19 protein-coding genes are annotated in these 14,642 nt (G+C 58.0%); 6 read left to right on the top strand and 13 right to left on the bottom strand.

Annotated features, from left to right (window positions below; genetic code table 11):
* Positions 1 to 186 precede the first annotated feature (186 nt).
* The 3 genes from ACUZ9P_RS06990 to ACUZ9P_RS06980 all read left to right on the top strand — a co-directional run bounded on the left by ACUZ9P_RS06990 (position 187) and on the right by ACUZ9P_RS06980 (position 1,641).
* Positions 187 to 1,083, top strand: a complete 897-nt coding sequence (locus ACUZ9P_RS06990; protein WP_449249169.1) for a LysR substrate-binding domain-containing protein — start codon at positions 187 to 189, stop codon at positions 1,081 to 1,083.
* 130 nt (positions 1,084 to 1,213) lie between these two features.
* On the top strand, positions 1,214 to 1,528 hold the full coding sequence (locus tag ACUZ9P_RS06985; protein WP_449250264.1) for a hypothetical protein: 315 nt from the start codon (positions 1,214 to 1,216) through the stop codon (positions 1,526 to 1,528).
* Positions 1,444 to 1,641 carry a GNAT family N-acetyltransferase gene (locus tag ACUZ9P_RS06980; RefSeq protein ID WP_449250241.1) on the top strand — a complete coding sequence of 66 codons (198 nt, stop codon included), beginning with the start codon at positions 1,444 to 1,446 and terminating at the stop codon, positions 1,639 to 1,641. The genes ACUZ9P_RS06985 and ACUZ9P_RS06980 overlap by 85 nt, the downstream gene beginning before the upstream one ends.
* On the opposite strand, the gene ACUZ9P_RS06975 is transcribed toward ACUZ9P_RS06980, so the two are convergent.
* The 4 genes from ACUZ9P_RS06975 to ACUZ9P_RS06960 are packed head-to-tail and all read right to left on the bottom strand — an operon-like array spanning position 1,638 to position 4,849.
* Positions 1,638 to 2,168: a translation initiation factor 2 gene (locus ACUZ9P_RS06975; protein WP_449249168.1), complete on the bottom strand. Its 531-nt coding sequence runs from the start codon at positions 2,166 to 2,168 to the stop codon at positions 1,638 to 1,640. The genes ACUZ9P_RS06980 and ACUZ9P_RS06975 overlap by 4 nt on opposite strands.
* Positions 2,169 to 2,226: 58 nt before the next feature.
* Positions 2,227 to 2,730, bottom strand: coding sequence for a cob(I)yrinic acid a,c-diamide adenosyltransferase (locus ACUZ9P_RS06970; RefSeq protein ID WP_449249167.1), 504 nt, complete (start codon positions 2,728 to 2,730; stop codon positions 2,227 to 2,229).
* Positions 2,730 to 3,734 (bottom strand): AmmeMemoRadiSam system radical SAM enzyme, encoded by a 1,005-nt coding sequence (gene amrS / locus ACUZ9P_RS06965; RefSeq protein WP_449249166.1) that lies wholly within the window; start codon positions 3,732 to 3,734, stop codon positions 2,730 to 2,732. Before amrS ends, ACUZ9P_RS06970 begins: the two co-directional genes overlap by 1 nt.
* A gap of 2 nt (positions 3,735 to 3,736) precedes the next feature.
* Positions 3,737 to 4,849 (bottom strand): hypothetical protein, encoded by a 1,113-nt coding sequence (locus ACUZ9P_RS06960; RefSeq protein ID WP_449249165.1) that lies wholly within the window; start codon positions 4,847 to 4,849, stop codon positions 3,737 to 3,739.
* Between the two features lie 143 nt (positions 4,850 to 4,992).
* Between ACUZ9P_RS06960 and purM the strand changes: the two genes are divergently transcribed.
* Entirely contained in the window at positions 4,993 to 6,051 is a 1,059-nt protein-coding gene (purM, locus tag ACUZ9P_RS06955; RefSeq protein WP_449249164.1) for a phosphoribosylformylglycinamidine cyclo-ligase, read from the top strand.
* Positions 6,052 to 6,214: 163 nt separating this feature from the next.
* Positions 6,215 to 6,679 carry a YccF domain-containing protein gene (locus tag ACUZ9P_RS06950; protein ID WP_449249163.1) on the top strand — a complete coding sequence of 155 codons (465 nt, stop codon included), beginning with the start codon at positions 6,215 to 6,217 and terminating at the stop codon, positions 6,677 to 6,679.
* A 56-nt stretch (positions 6,680 to 6,735) separates the two neighbouring features.
* On the opposite strand, the gene ACUZ9P_RS06945 is transcribed toward ACUZ9P_RS06950, so the two are convergent.
* Positions 6,736 to 7,335 (bottom strand): TetR/AcrR family transcriptional regulator, encoded by a 600-nt coding sequence (locus tag ACUZ9P_RS06945; protein WP_449249162.1) that lies wholly within the window; start codon positions 7,333 to 7,335, stop codon positions 6,736 to 6,738.
* Positions 7,336 to 7,455: 120 nt separating this feature from the next.
* Here ACUZ9P_RS06945 and ACUZ9P_RS06940 point away from each other — a divergent pair, with 120 nt between their 5' ends.
* Positions 7,456 to 8,232, top strand: a complete 777-nt coding sequence (locus ACUZ9P_RS06940; RefSeq protein ID WP_298992035.1) for a MipA/OmpV family protein — start codon at positions 7,456 to 7,458, stop codon at positions 8,230 to 8,232.
* A gap of 102 nt (positions 8,233 to 8,334) precedes the next feature.
* On the opposite strand, the gene ACUZ9P_RS06935 is transcribed toward ACUZ9P_RS06940, so the two are convergent.
* From ACUZ9P_RS06935 to ACUZ9P_RS06900, 8 genes are all read right to left on the bottom strand, one after another.
* Complete coding sequence (locus tag ACUZ9P_RS06935) at positions 8,335 to 9,051, bottom strand: DUF134 domain-containing protein (RefSeq protein ID WP_449249161.1); 717 nt, start codon at positions 9,049 to 9,051, stop codon at positions 8,335 to 8,337.
* A gap of 271 nt (positions 9,052 to 9,322) precedes the next feature.
* Positions 9,323 to 9,688: a response regulator receiver protein gene (locus ACUZ9P_RS06930; protein WP_449249160.1), complete on the bottom strand. Its 366-nt coding sequence runs from the start codon at positions 9,686 to 9,688 to the stop codon at positions 9,323 to 9,325.
* A 6-nt stretch (positions 9,689 to 9,694) separates the two neighbouring features.
* On the bottom strand, positions 9,695 to 10,072 hold the full coding sequence (locus tag ACUZ9P_RS06925; RefSeq protein ID WP_192112333.1) for a NifB/NifX family molybdenum-iron cluster-binding protein: 378 nt from the start codon (positions 10,070 to 10,072) through the stop codon (positions 9,695 to 9,697).
* 12 nt (positions 10,073 to 10,084) lie between these two features.
* Positions 10,085 to 11,008, bottom strand: coding sequence for an ATP-binding protein (locus ACUZ9P_RS06920; protein ID WP_449249159.1), 924 nt, complete (start codon positions 11,006 to 11,008; stop codon positions 10,085 to 10,087).
* Entirely contained in the window at positions 11,001 to 11,906 is a 906-nt protein-coding gene (locus ACUZ9P_RS06915; RefSeq protein WP_449249158.1) for a nucleotide-binding protein, read from the bottom strand. Before ACUZ9P_RS06915 ends, ACUZ9P_RS06920 begins: the two co-directional genes overlap by 8 nt.
* Before the next feature lie 6 nt (positions 11,907 to 11,912).
* Positions 11,913 to 12,263, bottom strand: coding sequence for a NifB/NifX family molybdenum-iron cluster-binding protein (locus tag ACUZ9P_RS06910; RefSeq protein ID WP_449249157.1), 351 nt, complete (start codon positions 12,261 to 12,263; stop codon positions 11,913 to 11,915).
* Positions 12,264 to 12,406: 143 nt separating this feature from the next.
* Entirely contained in the window at positions 12,407 to 13,483 is a 1,077-nt protein-coding gene (locus tag ACUZ9P_RS06905; RefSeq protein ID WP_449249156.1) for an NAD(P)H-dependent amine dehydrogenase family protein, read from the bottom strand.
* A gap of 100 nt (positions 13,484 to 13,583) precedes the next feature.
* Positions 13,584 to 14,537: a DMT family transporter gene (locus ACUZ9P_RS06900; RefSeq protein WP_449249155.1), complete on the bottom strand. Its 954-nt coding sequence runs from the start codon at positions 14,535 to 14,537 to the stop codon at positions 13,584 to 13,586.
* Between the last annotated feature and the right edge of the window lie 105 nt (positions 14,538 to 14,642).

Here is a 14,642-nt window from a genome sequence, read left to right as displayed (position 1 = left end):
CATTGATTCAAGTCCCATAGTGATATATACTGTCATGCAAAAATAATTATATACTATAAAATAATATGTGAATAAATTCTTAATCCAAAAAATGGAGAAAATACTCTACTTTCTAATTTGATGCTTATTTATTGATAGCCAGACTCTCAACTGCAAAGGCAAACGCTTGATGCACCAGGTACGATCATGGAAATAAGACATCTTAAAACATTGATGATGGTTGCATCAGCACGAAGCATTTCAAAAGCATCGCACATGTTACACCTGTCTCAGCCCTCAGTAACAAGGATAGTGCAAGAAATAGAGAATATTGTAGGATCTCCACTGTTTTCAAGAACAAAAGATGGAATGATTCTCACAAATGATGGCAAAAAATTCTATAAACTCGCCACAAAAATCATTTCATCGATTCACGAAGCAATATCAGACTTAAAAAATTCACATAAAAAATGCGTCATAAACATTGGATTTTGTCCAAGCATTATGATTTTCGACCTTATTGAACAGTTGCGTTACGCGAATTTCAGAATGGATTACATCAGATTCCATGAATTCAATGCAAAAAGACAGCTTATAGCGTTGAAGAATAATCATATTGATATTTCAATTACGCGGGGCGCAGACACAGATAACTGTGATGGTCTTGAACAGATAACCCTGCACAAGGCTGAGTTGTTTGCGGTCATTCCGGCTGCGCATCGGCTTTCAGGAAAAAAGATGCTTAACCTGGGTGAGCTGAAAGACGACCAGTTTGTGACACTGTCTGAAAAATTCTTTCCCTTTTACAGCAGCACCCTGGCGGCCATGTGCAAAAATGCAGGATTCACGCCGCTCATCGGCTTTAGAGCAAATGGATACGTTGCCGCTCTGGCAACCATCGCAACAGGATCACATGTGGGGATTTTTCCACGCGGTATTGTCAATTCAATCATACCTGGCTACGTGTATATTCCAATACGCTCCAGCGATAATTTCATTGATATATCTTGCTATTTGCGGAAAGGCGAAAACAGAAAAGAAGTCATTGACATTATATCAATAATTCGCAATCAATTCTGCAACTTTGGACTGGCAGATATATGACAAAATTCTTATTTTGATATCTCTGAACCACCCACTCAAAGGGGCAATGGAGAATGCCGCCAAGGTTCTGCGCTTCCGCCATCGGCCCCCCACTTACTGCGAACCAACCAAACCTTGCTCAGGTGCAATCATGACCATCCGGCCAGCCACTACCACTGACATCAACGATATCTTTGCCATTCGCACCAACGTGCGCGAAAATCACCTGTCGCTGGAACAGCTCAGACATATGGGCATTACTGAAGAAAGCATTGGCAGCATTATCAGCGAGGCTGAATGCACATGGATTGCCGAAGCGGAAGGCGTGACCGTGGGCTTTGCCATGGCGGATGCGGAAGATGGCAGCGTTTTTGCACTTTTGTGCGCCCGGAGTGGGAGAATAAAGGCGTGGGCAAGCATCTGCTGGCGAAGGTGGAGGCGTTTCTACTTGCCCGGCATGAGATGATCTGGCTCGAAACAGATGGGAGCAGCCGTGCCGCTGGCTTCTACGCCCACCTTGGGTGGACGCGCGCAGCAGAGCTGGAAAACGGTGATGCCCGTTTTGAAAAAAGGCGTTAACTATCGGCTGAATTATTATATTTTTTATCAGCCCGCTCCCGCAGCTTCTCGCCCATGTGGCGCAACACCGGGTTCGGCTCGACCTCAAAATCTTTCCAGTCGCCATCGGCATAGGCCAGCAAGGCAGCCACAACGTCCAGCGCTTCTTCCACGCTGTCAACCCAACCGCTGACAGCCCCGTGCAGCATCAGGCCCGGCCCTTCCAGCGGGCCGCGTATACCGAGCACAGGGACTCCAGCCCCGGCGGCCAGCCCCACTTCCACCCCGGCATCCTGGCCTGACGCGCCGTAATAGATGACCATGTCCGCTGTCAGGCAGGCATTGTGGCAAAAGGCGTAGACCTCGCCGCCGTCACGGTCGGTGTCCATCCAGATGCGCCGTTCGGCGGGGGTCAGCCCTGACGGCGGCACGGCTTTGTCTGTCCAGTCCAGCATGAGGCAGCCCATGCCCCGCAGCTCGCGCCCCAGAAGGCGCACTCCGTGCTTGTGCTTGAAAGACCCGGCCACATAGATGGTCAACACAGACATATACCCGAATTCCTTTTGCAAATACTGGCGAACATACCCAGAAAGGCAACCACAGAGGCTAAAATTCTATGCCCGGAGCGGCTTTGACGCCCGTGCGCCAAGGATGCTTGATTTCGGTCATGGAGGTCACAAGGTCTGCCGCATCCACGAGCCATTCTGGCGCACTGCGGCCAGACAGCACGAGATGACAATCCCTGGCGCGTGCCAGCGCCATGAGTTCTTCCAGCTCCTGCTGCCCAAGTATCCCGGCGCTCAGGGCATACAGGGTTTCATCCAGCACCAGCATGTCTGCCTGCTCGAGCTGCTCGCGAGCCCAGCCGAGTACCCGCAGGGCGGCCTCACGGTGCGCGGGGCGCTCTGCATCGGTACGCAAAAAGCCCAACCCACCGGCAAAAAAGCGCTCTCCCAGCAGTTTGGCAAGCATGGCCTGCTCGCCCGCCTGCCCATCACGTTTCATGAACTGCCCAAAGGCCACAACCAGATTCTGCCCCAGGGCGCGCACGGTCTGCCCCACGCAGGCGCTGGTTTTTCCTTTACCGTCACCAGTATACACAAGAATCATTATTTCCAGACTCCCGGGATCTGCACGCCGCACTTGGGGCACTTGCCTTCTGCGCCCAGCACCCGCGTGTCGTATCCGTTCCGTTCAATAACCAGCGCATTGCATTCCGGGCAAAACGTATTGCTGCCCAAGGGGCTGCGCGTGTTTCCTATATAAACATAATTCAAACCGGCCTCGCGCCCGATGCGCCAACAGGCCTCAAGTGTCGCCAGCGGCGTGTCCGGATGGTCGATCATCAGGTGCGCGCCGTGAAACCCCGTCACATGCCACGGCGTATCCGGCCCCAGCTCGTCACGGATAAAGGCTGCCAGCGCTTCCATCTCCGCCTGCCCGTCGTTAAGACCGGGAATAACAAGGGTCGTGACCTCAAGCCACCAGCCAAGCTTTTTGATGGCTTTCAGATTTTCCAGTACGGGCTGAAGATGCCCGCCGCAGTATTTGCGGTAAAAGGCTTCGCTGAATGACTTCAGATCCACATTGGCGGCGCAGATGCACCGGCTCAGGGCCGCCAGGCAATCCTTGGACATATAGCCGTTGGTCACAAGCACACTGCGTATGCCTTTCTTGGCCGCCATGCCTGCGGTTTCGTAAAGCAGCTCAAAAAAAACCGTAGGCTCGTTGTAGGTAAAGGCAAGGGTCTGGGCGCGGTTGGCCAGAGCGTGGGCCAGCAGATCTTCTGGCGCAGCGCGCTTGCCGGGCACTATGCCGCTTTCCGGCACGTGAGCTATGTTGTTGTTCTGGCAGAAATGGCAGGAAAAGTTGCATCCGGCGCTGCCTACAGAGAAAATCTTGCTGCCGGGCAAAAAATGGTAAAGAGGCTTTTTTTCAATGGGATCCATGGCAGCAGCGGTAACGACCCTGCTGACCAGAGAAACCATTTCTCCCCGCATGTTGACGCGCACCCCGCAAATGCCCTTGGCCCCTTTGCGCAGGCGGCAACGGTGAGCGCACAGACGGCACACAACAGTGCCGTCAGGCTGAGAATCCCAAAGCGCGGCAAGCATGCTCAACGCCTCTCCCTTCCATCACGGCCCCTGTCGGCGCCGCGCGGGTCATACTGTGAATCGCCCTGATTGCCGGGGCGCGGGTTATACCTGTCATCTCCCCGCTGGTCATGGCTGTTGTCGCGCGGCCTGTTGGGGCCGTTGTAGCCACCGTCGCGCGAATCATACTGCTCGCGGCGCGGGCCATCGTAACGGCCATCGTGCGGGCGGTCATCATACCGGCGATTATCATACTGCCGATCGTCATAGCGCCGATCATCATAAGGTCTGTCGTCATGCCGCCTGTCGTCATGGCGATGCCTGTTATGGTCTGGCTGCGGCGCGGGCTGCCAGATAACCGAAGGCATGTTCTGCTGCCCCGGCCACGAAGGCCCACCGGGTCTGGGCATGGGGCCATACGGATTGGGCCCCCAGGGGTTGCCATCGGGATAAATCTGCGGAGCCACAAAAAAAGTGCCGTAATTCTGCTGATCCGGGGGAGCGGGCGGCACCACAGAGGTAACGATGTCGCCAGTCTGCGGATCCCGATACTGGGTCGCGATGCCCCTGTCGTTGAAATTTTCACCCTGGAGCTGCCCTGTGCCTGAAACAAAGCTGTCGCCCTGTCCCTGCCAGCCGGGTGCGGGCGCAGGATAAGGCGCATAGCCAGGCCCATAACCTGGCGCATACTCGGGGGCAAAGCCCGGGGCAGGCGCTGGCGGCGGCACGTCCGCAGGATTTGGCACAGGAGCCGCAGTGGGAGCAGGAGCGGGGGCAGGAGCATCCGCAGGCCCCGGTAGGGAACCAAAAGAGGAATAGGGGGCCATGCCTCCTGCATTGGGCCAGGGGGTCGGCTGCCCGGAAGCGGCAGTCTGCAAAGCGGGTGACGGCCCAGCCACCGGTTGGCCCACCGATTGCCCTGGCTGCGGGCCAGGCAGTTGCGGCGCAGCTGGCTTCTCTACAGATGGCGGGCCTGGCGCAGCAGGCGGCTCAGGCTGAGCAGGCTGCACGGGGCCAAGCTTCACACCTGTGACAGGCGCGCGGTATTCCGCAGCGCCATCCGCAGCAAGGGACGCGCCGGAACAAACGAAAGTCAGTACGGCGCAGAAAATATACAATCCGGCATATCCACGCATGACACGCTCCTTACCCCTCCGGCTTTATCCTAGCAGTGGCGAGCAAGCCGGTCTATGAAAAAACTCGCGGGCAGGGCCTCAAAAAGTCGCTTGGGGTTTGAAAGAACCTATGTTATGTAGCGCAGATTCAAAGGAGGCAACGGATGTCCAGCGACCGCGCAAAAGCCTACACTCAGGCAGGCGTTGATATTGAGGCGGGAAACGCTCTCGTTTCACGCATCAAAAGCATGGTTCAGAGCACGCAGACCAGAGGCGTCATTTCCGATATTGGCGGCTTCGGAGGCCTGTTCCGGCCTGACCTCAACGGCATGACCGAACCTGTGCTTGTTTCTTCCACCGATGGCGTGGGAACCAAGCTCAAACTGGCTTTTGCCTGCAACAAGCACGATACTGTGGGCATCGACCTTGTGGCCATGAGTGTCAACGACATTCTGGTTCAGGGTGCCAACCCCCTGTTTTTTCTTGACTATTTTGCAACCGGCAAGCTTGACGTAGAAACCGCCCAGACCGTCATTGGCGGCGTGGCCGAAGGTTGCCGTCAATCCGGATGCGCCCTGCTTGGCGGTGAAACCGCCGAAATGCCCGACATGTACGCGCCAGGCGAGTATGACCTTGCCGGTTTTTGCGTGGGCATTGTGGATAATGCCAAGCTCATTGACGGTTCCGGCATTCAGGTGGGCGACAAGATCATCGGCATAGCCTCCTCGGGCCTGCACTCCAACGGCTTTTCCCTGGCCCGCAAGGTGCTTGACCAGAGCGGCCTTTCACTCACCGATCCCTTCCCCGGCGCGGATGGAGCCAGCGTTGGCGATGTGCTGCTGACGCCCACCACCATCTACGTGGAAGCGGTGCGCTCCCTGCTGCGCGACATGAACGTCAAGGGCATGGCCCACATCACCGGCGGCGGCTTTTACGACAATATTCCCCGTGTACTGCCCGCACAGGTGGAAGCGCGCATTCATTTTGGCAGCTGGCAGATGGCCCCCGTCTTCAACTGGCTCAAGGAAGCGGGCAACCTCAGCTGGCCGGAAATTCTGCAAATATTCAACGGCGGCATCGGCTATGTGCTGGTGGTGCCCGCCGATCAGGCCGAAGAAGCGATCAACCGCATTCAGGCCTTCAAGCTGCGGGCATGGTGCATAGGCGAGATAGCCCGCCGCTCCAAGGATGACGACCAGGAACAGGTCATCATCAACTTCTAGGGCATATTGGCTGTTTATCTGCTCTAGCCCAGATTATAAAGGGCCGCCCGGCATCACCGGGCGGCCCTTTCGTTTCAAACTGCTTTTCTTTTTCGCATTGCGTTGACATACTCAGCGCTCAATGGCCGCATGAATACCACACGGCCCACTTCAGGAGGATATCATGAACGACGCCATAAGTTGCCTTGGAAACGCCATCTGGTTTTTGTGCGGCGGCATTGTCATGGGCCTTGTGTGGTGGATATACGGAGTGCTCTGCTTTATTTCCATCGTTGGCATTCCCTGGGGCAGGGCATGCTTTGTCATGGGCAGTTTCGCTTTTTTCCCATTCGGCAAAATGCCCGTTGCGCGCGATGTGCTCACCGGCAGACAGGACCTAGGCACCGGCCCGTGGGGCACGGTGGGCAACATCGTATGGCTTGTGCTGGCGGGCGTGTGGATTGCCATGGGGCATCTGGTCTCCGCCGTCATGTGCGCGGTGACCATAATCGGTATTCCTTTTGCGTGGCAGCACGTCAAACTTGCTGCGCTGGCCCTCTGCCCCATAGGCAAGACCATTGTACCCGCGCCCCTGGCCGATGCTGCCGAACGCGCAGCAGCAGAACGAGGCTTCCGCGACAGGCGCTAGTAAAGTTCGCTTTGCCGCATCACCGCGCGATCAAAAATTGCGGAGCTGGCGCAGCTTCAGTCCGCAGGTTCGCAGGCGAACAGTTCCGCCAGTTGCTTTGCATAAAATTTATTCATGTACTCAATGTCGATCCGGGGCGAATCCGCTCCGCGCAGCAGATTAACGACCATTGACGCCCCCATGATCTGCGCCAGTATCAGCTCTGCCCGCGTGGCAGCCTGCTCACCGGGCAGCACCTCCATGATGTGCTGGCGGATGTTGTCGTAGGTTTTTGCCATCACGTCCGAAACATTAGGATCCAACGCAGAAAGGGCCGTGATGCGAAAATCTGTGGCCCATGCGCTCTGCGCTCCGCCAGAGAGAATGCTGCCCATGGCCATACTGGTTTTTTCCATAGGCGGCACATCAGGCAGGGCCTCAATGCCTTCTGAATTCAGAATGGACGCCACTTCAAGAAAAAGATTCCTTTTTGAGCCAAAATAGCGGCTGATGAGTGCCGGGTTTACCCCTGCCGCCGCGCCGATTTCCCGTATCCCGACGTTGCCGTAGTTGGCTTTGGCAAAGAGCCTTCGTGCCGCCTGCAAAAGACGATTTCTGGTTTCTGCGGCATTGCGTTTGCGCTGCGGGCCCGTGGCTGGTTTACGTTCAGGAGCCATTGCTATCCCCTATAGTTGCTGCGACTTGACACAGTTGGTTTCATGAGGCTATTTTTGAGTAATCAATTGATTACAGATTTTCCATGAAAAGTGCAATGCCTTTGTTGCACGGGAGGATTCATGAAAATACGGGGATTGTCGTGCTTGGCGACATTAACCATTTTTCTTTTAATGGCTTTTTCTGCCATTGCGGAAGACGGCAAGAGCGACAGCAATCGCTGGGGATTCAACCTCGGTATTGGCGGTACTGTTTCCACCTCGGAATACAAGGGCGTGGAAAGGCTGGGCACGGCACTGCCCTTGCTGGGATATGAAGGCGAGTATCTGTATTTGCGGGGATTGAGCGGCGGTGTGCACCTGTTCAAGAACGAATATCATGAGGTCAACGTGCAGCTTTCGTATCTGCCGCAGCATTTTTATGCCTCATGGAGCGACAACTCGGGCATGAAAAAGCTTGATGACCGCTATGCCTCGGCAATGGCTGGCATCAACTACCGCTTGCGCACCGAACTTGGCGTGCTGGCAGCCACCCTTTCCACCGATGCGCTGGGCGTGAATAAGGGCGTGATGGCCGATGCCTCCTATTCCTACCCCATCCGCTTTGCCAATATGTCGCTTATCCCCACGGCTGGCGTGCAGTGGACCGACGTGAACTACAACGACTATTATTACGGCGTGAGCAAGAGCGAGGCCCGAGCCAGCGGCCTGAGCAACTACTCGCCGGAATCAGCCCTCTCGCCTTATGCCGAACTGACGCTGCGGGTCGGCCTTACAGAAAGCTGGAGCGCTTTTGTGAGTGGAAAAAGCCAGTTTTTGGGACAGGAAATAACCGACAGCCCCATGGTTGAACGCAACAACAAGTATTCGTTGAGCGGGGGCTTTCTTTACGCGTTTTAGAGCAGATTGACGTTGTTCCCGGCGGCTTGCCGCTGGGTTATCACCAAGGGCGCTTTCTGAACGGGCGGAAAAGTGCGGGTCTTTGCCGCGGCCTGCACTGCTCTACCGTTCAGAAGCGCAACCGCTCTGGCAAAGATGCCCAGGGCCGAAAGGCACAAGCCTGCCCGCAGCAAATGCGTTAAGGCAGTCGGCCACGGTGGGCAGATTGGCATTGTAATACACGGCTATACCTGCCTCCTGCAAAGCCCGCAGGGGCCGCATGCCCATGCCGCCCGCAAGCAGTGCGCCAACTCCAAGACGTAGAAGGGCCTGCACCGGCCCGGCGCAATCCCCGCCCTGATGCATGGGATTGGGCTGAATGCTGACCGTCCCGATAGTTCCGTCCTCCACCCTGGCAAGGGTGTAGAACTCACATCGGCCAAAATGCGCGTTGGGCGCAGCATCCGGGCCGCCGGGGGCAATGCTTGGCACAGCCACCACCAGTCCGCCCGGCATGGCATCCTCGCTTTCCGCCCCCTCGACAGTTGCATCCACAGCGCACACCCCGCCCTCAATACGCAGGGCCTGCCCCTGCACAAGAGCCTGAGCCACACTGCGCCGCGCGCGCCGCAAAAGCCTGCCAAAGGTATGCCGCGAAACACCCATACGGGCTGCGGCGGCATCCATATTCAGGTCTTCAAAGTCGGCCAGCCGCAGGGCTTCCAGGCCATCCAGCGACAGCACAACCTCTTCAAGTTCATGCAGGGGAATACCGTTGGGCTTGAAACATCTGTTTTTTGGCAGGGCGCTTACGCGCCTGCAATGGCAAGGTCTTGGCATAATTTCCCAGTAATATGGTTTTATTTGAGAATAAGCCAATGCCACGCCTCGCGCAAGTGGCGCAAGCCGTGGCCGTGCCCATATGCCGTTTTGCGCATGACCGGGCAAAAACCGGGAGGGGTAAACCCGGTTCAAGCCCGGCCATGCTTCCCGTGGGCCGGAGGCTGCTTGCGCGCAGGCAGTGCGCGCCCAAGGCGCCGTGCAAACCAAGGGTATGGACAATGGTTTGCGGGAACAGTAAAACCTGCCGCGCATGGCGGCTATCATTCTATCAGGCCTGAAGCTCCGTCAGCAGGCGCGTCACGCGGCGCGCATCGTCCGCTGTGGGCCTAGTCGGCAGCGAGGCAAGAATGCCCAGACCTTCCATGACGTCATGGAAAACATCTTCCGGCATATCGCTGACAACCGCCGTATGCACCAGTGCGTTCACACGCATGATGCCGATGACAGCCTGTTTCGCCTGCTCCTGCGAGGCGGCATCCAGCACCACCAGCGCAGGGGCCTGCCCCTGGACGCTTTTTTTGCAGGCTTCTGCATCGGCAACTGTCGTTACGGTGCAGCCCTGCCGCTCAAGCTCATCCACAAAGGCGGCAAAAACTGCGGGCCGCCCTGTCTGCAACAGAATGGAGCGTTTCATAACGGTTTAATGCCCGCCGCCGCAGGTATGCTCGGGGGTGAACTCCGTCAGTTTGCCCTGGCAAAATGCCTGCACGGCCATGCCCACGGTGGGCTGGTTGCCTGCAAAATACACGCTGATGCCCATCTGGTTGAAGCCCATGAGGGGGCGCATGCCCATGCCGCCAGCCAGAAGCGCATTGACGCCGTGGGAGGCCAGATACTGCACCGGAGCCATGCACCCGCCCTGCTGGTGCGGGATGGATTCAAGGGTGGACTGGGCGGCGACCTGACCGTTTTCCAGTTCCACGATGGTGTAAATATCGCAATGTCCAAAATGCATACCCATGCCGGAATCCATGCCGCCGGGCATTTGAGAAGGAATTGCCAGAATAGTCTTGCTCATGATGCTTTCCTTTTACAGGTGTTTTATGTCGCCCTGCCGCCCCGGTTGCGATGCCAGAGAGCACACGCGCTCCCAGGCTGCTGCCAGAGTTTCGGCCAGGGGTTTGGTAAGGGTTGAAATTTCTTCGGTCAGGGCCTGCCGCCGCACCATGGCCTGCGTGACCAGCGGGCTGAAGGGCAGCTCGCCCACCACATGATGCCCACCCTCATCGGCCAGGGCGTGTATGCGGGCCACCTCATCCGCGTTCAGGTCGGCCTTGTTGATGAGCACCGCCACGGGAATACGGAAATGCGCGCACAGCTCCGCCACACGGGCAAAGTCATGCCGGCCCGAAGGCGTTGGCTCTACCACGGCCACGGCCAATGCTGCGCCGGAGAGGGAGCTGATCACAGGGCAGCCCACACCCGGCGAGCCATCGCACAGCACAAGGTCTGCGCCCATACTGGTTGCCTTGTCCCGGGCCTGACGCTTGAGCAGGGCCACCAGACGACCCGAATTTTCCTGCCCGGGGTCAAGCTGCGCATGTACAAAGGGGCCAAAACGGGTGTCGCTGACATACCACACGCCACAGCGCCGTTCGGGAAATTCCACAGCGTGCGCCGGGCAAAGTTTGTGGCACACGCCGCAGCCCTCGCAGCCCAGTTCGTCTATGCAGTACAGGCCATTTTCAAGCCGCACCGCATCAAAGCGGCACAGCTCGGCGCAACGCCCGCAGGCTGTGCACAGATCAGGATTGATGCGGGCCGTATTGCCGGAAATAAAAACTTCCTCCTGCTGCACCTGGGGGTTCAGCAAAATGTGCATGTCCGGCACGTCCACATCCAGGTCGCAGAGAACTGCTTTTTGCCCTTGCGCATGGGCCAGTGCGGCAAATGCGGCGCAGACGGTGGTTTTTCCCGTACCGCCCTTGCCGCTGATAACAACTATCTCACGCATGGCTGGCCCCCTTGGCAAACTCCCGCAGTTTGCCGGCAAGTTCTGCAAAGCGCAGCCGCCATTCCTGCCCGGTCGCGCCCTTTGCTTGCGTGGGCGGCAAGCCGTGGGCATAGGCGTGGGCGGCCTCGCGCTGGAAGGGCAGTTCTGCCAGTATGGGCAGTGTTGCGCCCGCGCACCATGCGCGCAGTTCATCCTCGCAATCGGCGTTGCCTTCCATGCCCACGCGGTTCATCACCACGGCAACGGGCCGCCCCAACTGCGCAAAGGCTGCGTGCGCCAGCTTGAAATCATAAAAGCCAAAGGGGGTTGGTTCCGCCACCAGTAAGACGGCATCCGCACCGCGCGCTGCCGTCATTGCCGGGCAGCTCACGCCGGGGGGAGCGTCCATGAGTACGTCAGAGGGATGCCCCGCAAGCAGTTCTGCCAGTTTGCGTTCCTGCGCGCGCAGGAGCGGCGGAGTCATGGCCTCGCCCACGCGGGTACGGCCCATGAGGAAGGGCAGCGTTTTGCCGCCAGCGGACACAGAACCCTGCAACAGTGCGCCAAGTTCCCGCTGCGCCACGCGCAGCGCCTGTTCCGGGCACACCTCAAAACAGCCGCCGCAGCCGTGGCACATATCCTGGAAATACATTGGCTTTGCACCCATCATGGCGATGGCCCCGTAGGAACACATGGGGCGGCATGCGCCGCAGCCCGTGCATTTTTCCTCCACCAGTTCCGGTACTTCAAGATATACCGGTTCCGGCTCCGCGAGGTTCGGGTGCAGCAAAAGGTGCAGATTGGGCGCTTCCACGTCCGCGTCCACGAGCAACAAATCGCGTTCCCAGTGTCCGGCAAGACAGGCGGTCACGGTGGTCTTTCCCGCGCCGCCTTTGCCGCTGGCAATCACAATACGCATACGGGCCTACTTGTTGGGAGCCGTGGCTGGGCTGGCCGAGCCATCGGCAAGGCAGCGCACGGCTTCGCCCACGCTGCGGTTGTCCATATCCTGATACACGTCCAGCCCCGCCGCCTTGAGGGCCGTAAAAGCCTTGGGCCCCACGTAGCCGCTCATGACGGCCTGCACACCCAGCCCCGCCAGCCGCTCCGCAGTCTGGATGCCAGCTCCCTGCGCTGCTGCCTGCGATGCGCCGTTGTCCACATAATCTGCCTGCATGGTGTCCATATCCACGATCACGAATCCGCCAGCCCTGCCGAACCGTGGATCAACCTGCGATTCCAGCCCCGGCCCTTCGCTTGAAACGGCTACTTTCATGGCTACTCCCTTGCTCGTTATTTTTGCTCAAATGAGCATAATCCTGCACGCAAAAATGTCAACACAATAAAGAATCCGCCGCACCAGCTTTTGCTGATACGGCGGACATGCCGCCACATGGCGGCCCGGGGGGGATGTAGAAACTACTTGTGCACGTAATGATCCAGCGCCTTTACCCTGTAGCTGTTGACCGGCATAAGGTCGGTGGTCACGTAGCCCGGCGCGGCGTTAATAAGGTCTGGTATGCGGTTGACGATGGTGGCGCAGGTCAGTTCCACCGTGGCGGGACGGGTAATGACCACCTGCGTATCCGGCTCGCCCATGAGCGTCCAGTCGTTGCGGTCAACCTCGCCAGGCGCGTAAACCTTGCCCACGCATTCGCTCTCGATGACGATGCCCTCCGCCGTTTCCGTGGTCACCACGGCCGACATGCCCGTGGCGTGCCCGACGGGGATGGTCATGCCCAGCGTTTCAGAACGCAACTCGGCGCTGTGGGTCTGGGGCACGCACTTCTGCACCTGGCTTTTGACCGTAAGGCCCAGACGCTCAGCCAGCCAGCCGTTGACGTTCCACATATAGGAGGGCAAAAACTCGCCGCGCTCGATCAACTGCTGGCGTTCGGCGGGCGAGATGGCGTCTGCCGAGGCTATTTCCTTCTCAAAGGCGGGCAGGTCAAGCCCAGCGCCGTGAACCTTGGCAAGGGCGATGCCGTAGTCTTCCACATTGTAGCTAGAGCTGCCCTTGATCTTGTTGATGGTATGCATGGCCCCGGCCAGGGTGGCGATCAGATTGCCCCAGAACACATCCTGATAGCCGGAACCGCAAACCGTGCAGCCCGTCTTTTTCGCCATGGCGTCCACCTCGCGTGTGATGGCGGGCGAAGAATTCATGGGGAAGATGGCTTCCTCGTTGGTGGTGATGGCGTTGACGCCGTTTCTGGCGCAGACCATGAGAGCATCCACGATATCGCGCATGAGGCTCATGGTGGTAATGATGCAGGCATCGGGCTTGAGCGCTGCCAGTACCTTGTCGGCCTCGTCAGCGTGGTGCACCACAACGCCCCGCTCCGGCCCGCCAATGATGGCACTGATATCCCGGCCGATCACTGCGGGGTTCACGTCAAAGGCAGCTACAATTTCCGCGCCTTTTTCGTACACGTATCGCATGGAATACTTGGACATCTTTCCGCAACCATACTGGGCAATCCGCAATTTGCTCATGAGTTTCCTCCTGGTTTGGGATGCGCGCAACCTGAAATACGCCTTCAGTTCCACCATACGCGCCGCTTGTGAAAAAACAAGCATGTCACGGATTGAAAAATTAGCGCTTTGGCAACCGCACGCCCAAAGCCACGCCAAGGCCCGCCACAATAGCGGCAGCACCCGCCACATCGGCAGGCAGGATGGGCACGCCCAGCAACAGTGCCGAAAGCGCCAGCCCGGCCAGGGGATTGAGCATATTGTAGGCTGCGGCTGTGGATGCCCCCTGCGTGCGGATGAGCAGCAGCCACAGGGCCATGCCCAGCAGGCTCACCACCGCAAGCCAGGTCAGTCCCAGCAGGGCCGGGGTGGAAACCGCCAAAGGCGTCACACTGCTCTGCATGGCCGCCGGAGCAAAACAGAGCATGGCGCAGACAGACATCCAGAAATTGACGGGCAGCAGCGGCATGTTGCTGTATCTGCCGCGAAAGAGCACCGCACCTACGGAAAAAGCCACTGTTGCCCCGGCAGCCAGCAGCAGGCCCTGAACAGCCCCGCCGTCCGGCTTGCCCACGCCCACCATGAGCACAATGCCCGCCAGCGACAGGCCAAAGCCCAGCAGCTTTGCCGCGCTGAACGATTCCAGCCCGCGCGCAACGCCAAGCATAAGAGTGACAAAGGGCGAGCAGGATACAATCACAATAACCCAGGGGGGCGATACCTGTTGCAGGGCAGAGAAGCTCAACCCAAGATAGGCCACGTTGTTCAGCAGGCCGAGCACAAACCCCGCCCGTATCGCCCTGCCCGCCTGCGGCCCCCACAGGCTTTTGCCGCACAATAGGCCCAATACAAAAACAGTGCCCACAAAGCGGTAAAACAGGCTTACGAATGGCCCCATTTCCGTCACCACAATCTTGCCCGCCACAAAGGCTGAGCTCCAGATAACGCTAAAGCATACGCCCACAGCCACGTGCCGCCAGTTCAGACGCTTTTGGGCCGTGCTTGCCGCGCTTCCGTGTCCCAATCCTGGCCCGTGCGCTTCCAACGGCCTTTCCACACTTGCTGTTTTTTCCATTTTTCACCCCTACCCCTTGCAGCAATATGATTGCGTTTACAGTAGGCGGGGGCTTGATAATTTGTAAAATTTATTTTTATCATGAGCAAATCAGTTCATCTTATT

The sequence above is a fragment of the Desulfovibrio intestinivivus genome, from assembly GCF_053570665.1.
The sequence above is the reverse complement of the archived record's forward strand: the minus strand, read 5'-3'. Positions and strand labels throughout refer to the sequence as shown.

Coding starts and splice junctions, on each gene's coding strand:
- ACUZ9P_RS06990 (WP_449249169.1), top strand. CDS start 187: ATGGAAATAAGACATCTTAAAACATTGATGATGGTTGCATCAGCACGA.
- ACUZ9P_RS06985 (WP_449250264.1), top strand. CDS start 1,214: ATGACCATCCGGCCAGCCACTACCACTGACATCAACGATATCTTTGCC.
- ACUZ9P_RS06975 (WP_449249168.1), bottom strand. CDS start 2,168: ATGTCTGTGTTGACCATCTATGTGGCCGGGTCTTTCAAGCACAAGCAC.
- ACUZ9P_RS06970 (WP_449249167.1), bottom strand. CDS start 2,730: ATGATTCTTGTGTATACTGGTGACGGTAAAGGAAAAACCAGCGCCTGC.
- amrS (WP_449249166.1), bottom strand. CDS start 3,734: ATGCTTGCCGCGCTTTGGGATTCTCAGCCTGACGGCACTGTTGTGTGC.
- ACUZ9P_RS06960 (WP_449249165.1), bottom strand. CDS start 4,849: ATGCGTGGATATGCCGGATTGTATATTTTCTGCGCCGTACTGACTTTC.
- purM (WP_449249164.1), top strand. CDS start 4,993: ATGTCCAGCGACCGCGCAAAAGCCTACACTCAGGCAGGCGTTGATATT.
- ACUZ9P_RS06950 (WP_449249163.1), top strand. CDS start 6,215: ATGAACGACGCCATAAGTTGCCTTGGAAACGCCATCTGGTTTTTGTGC.
- ACUZ9P_RS06945 (WP_449249162.1), bottom strand. CDS start 7,335: ATGGCTCCTGAACGTAAACCAGCCACGGGCCCGCAGCGCAAACGCAAT.
- ACUZ9P_RS06940 (WP_298992035.1), top strand. CDS start 7,456: ATGAAAATACGGGGATTGTCGTGCTTGGCGACATTAACCATTTTTCTT.
- ACUZ9P_RS06935 (WP_449249161.1), bottom strand. CDS start 9,051: ATGCCAAGACCTTGCCATTGCAGGCGCGTAAGCGCCCTGCCAAAAAAC.
- ACUZ9P_RS06930 (WP_449249160.1), bottom strand. CDS start 9,688: ATGAAACGCTCCATTCTGTTGCAGACAGGGCGGCCCGCAGTTTTTGCC.
- ACUZ9P_RS06925 (WP_192112333.1), bottom strand. CDS start 10,072: ATGAGCAAGACTATTCTGGCAATTCCTTCTCAAATGCCCGGCGGCATG.
- ACUZ9P_RS06920 (WP_449249159.1), bottom strand. CDS start 11,008: ATGCGTGAGATAGTTGTTATCAGCGGCAAGGGCGGTACGGGAAAAACC.
- ACUZ9P_RS06915 (WP_449249158.1), bottom strand. CDS start 11,906: ATGCGTATTGTGATTGCCAGCGGCAAAGGCGGCGCGGGAAAGACCACC.
- ACUZ9P_RS06910 (WP_449249157.1), bottom strand. CDS start 12,263: ATGAAAGTAGCCGTTTCAAGCGAAGGGCCGGGGCTGGAATCGCAGGTT.
- ACUZ9P_RS06905 (WP_449249156.1), bottom strand. CDS start 13,483: ATGAGCAAATTGCGGATTGCCCAGTATGGTTGCGGAAAGATGTCCAAG.
- ACUZ9P_RS06900 (WP_449249155.1), bottom strand. CDS start 14,537: ATGGAAAAAACAGCAAGTGTGGAAAGGCCGTTGGAAGCGCACGGGCCA.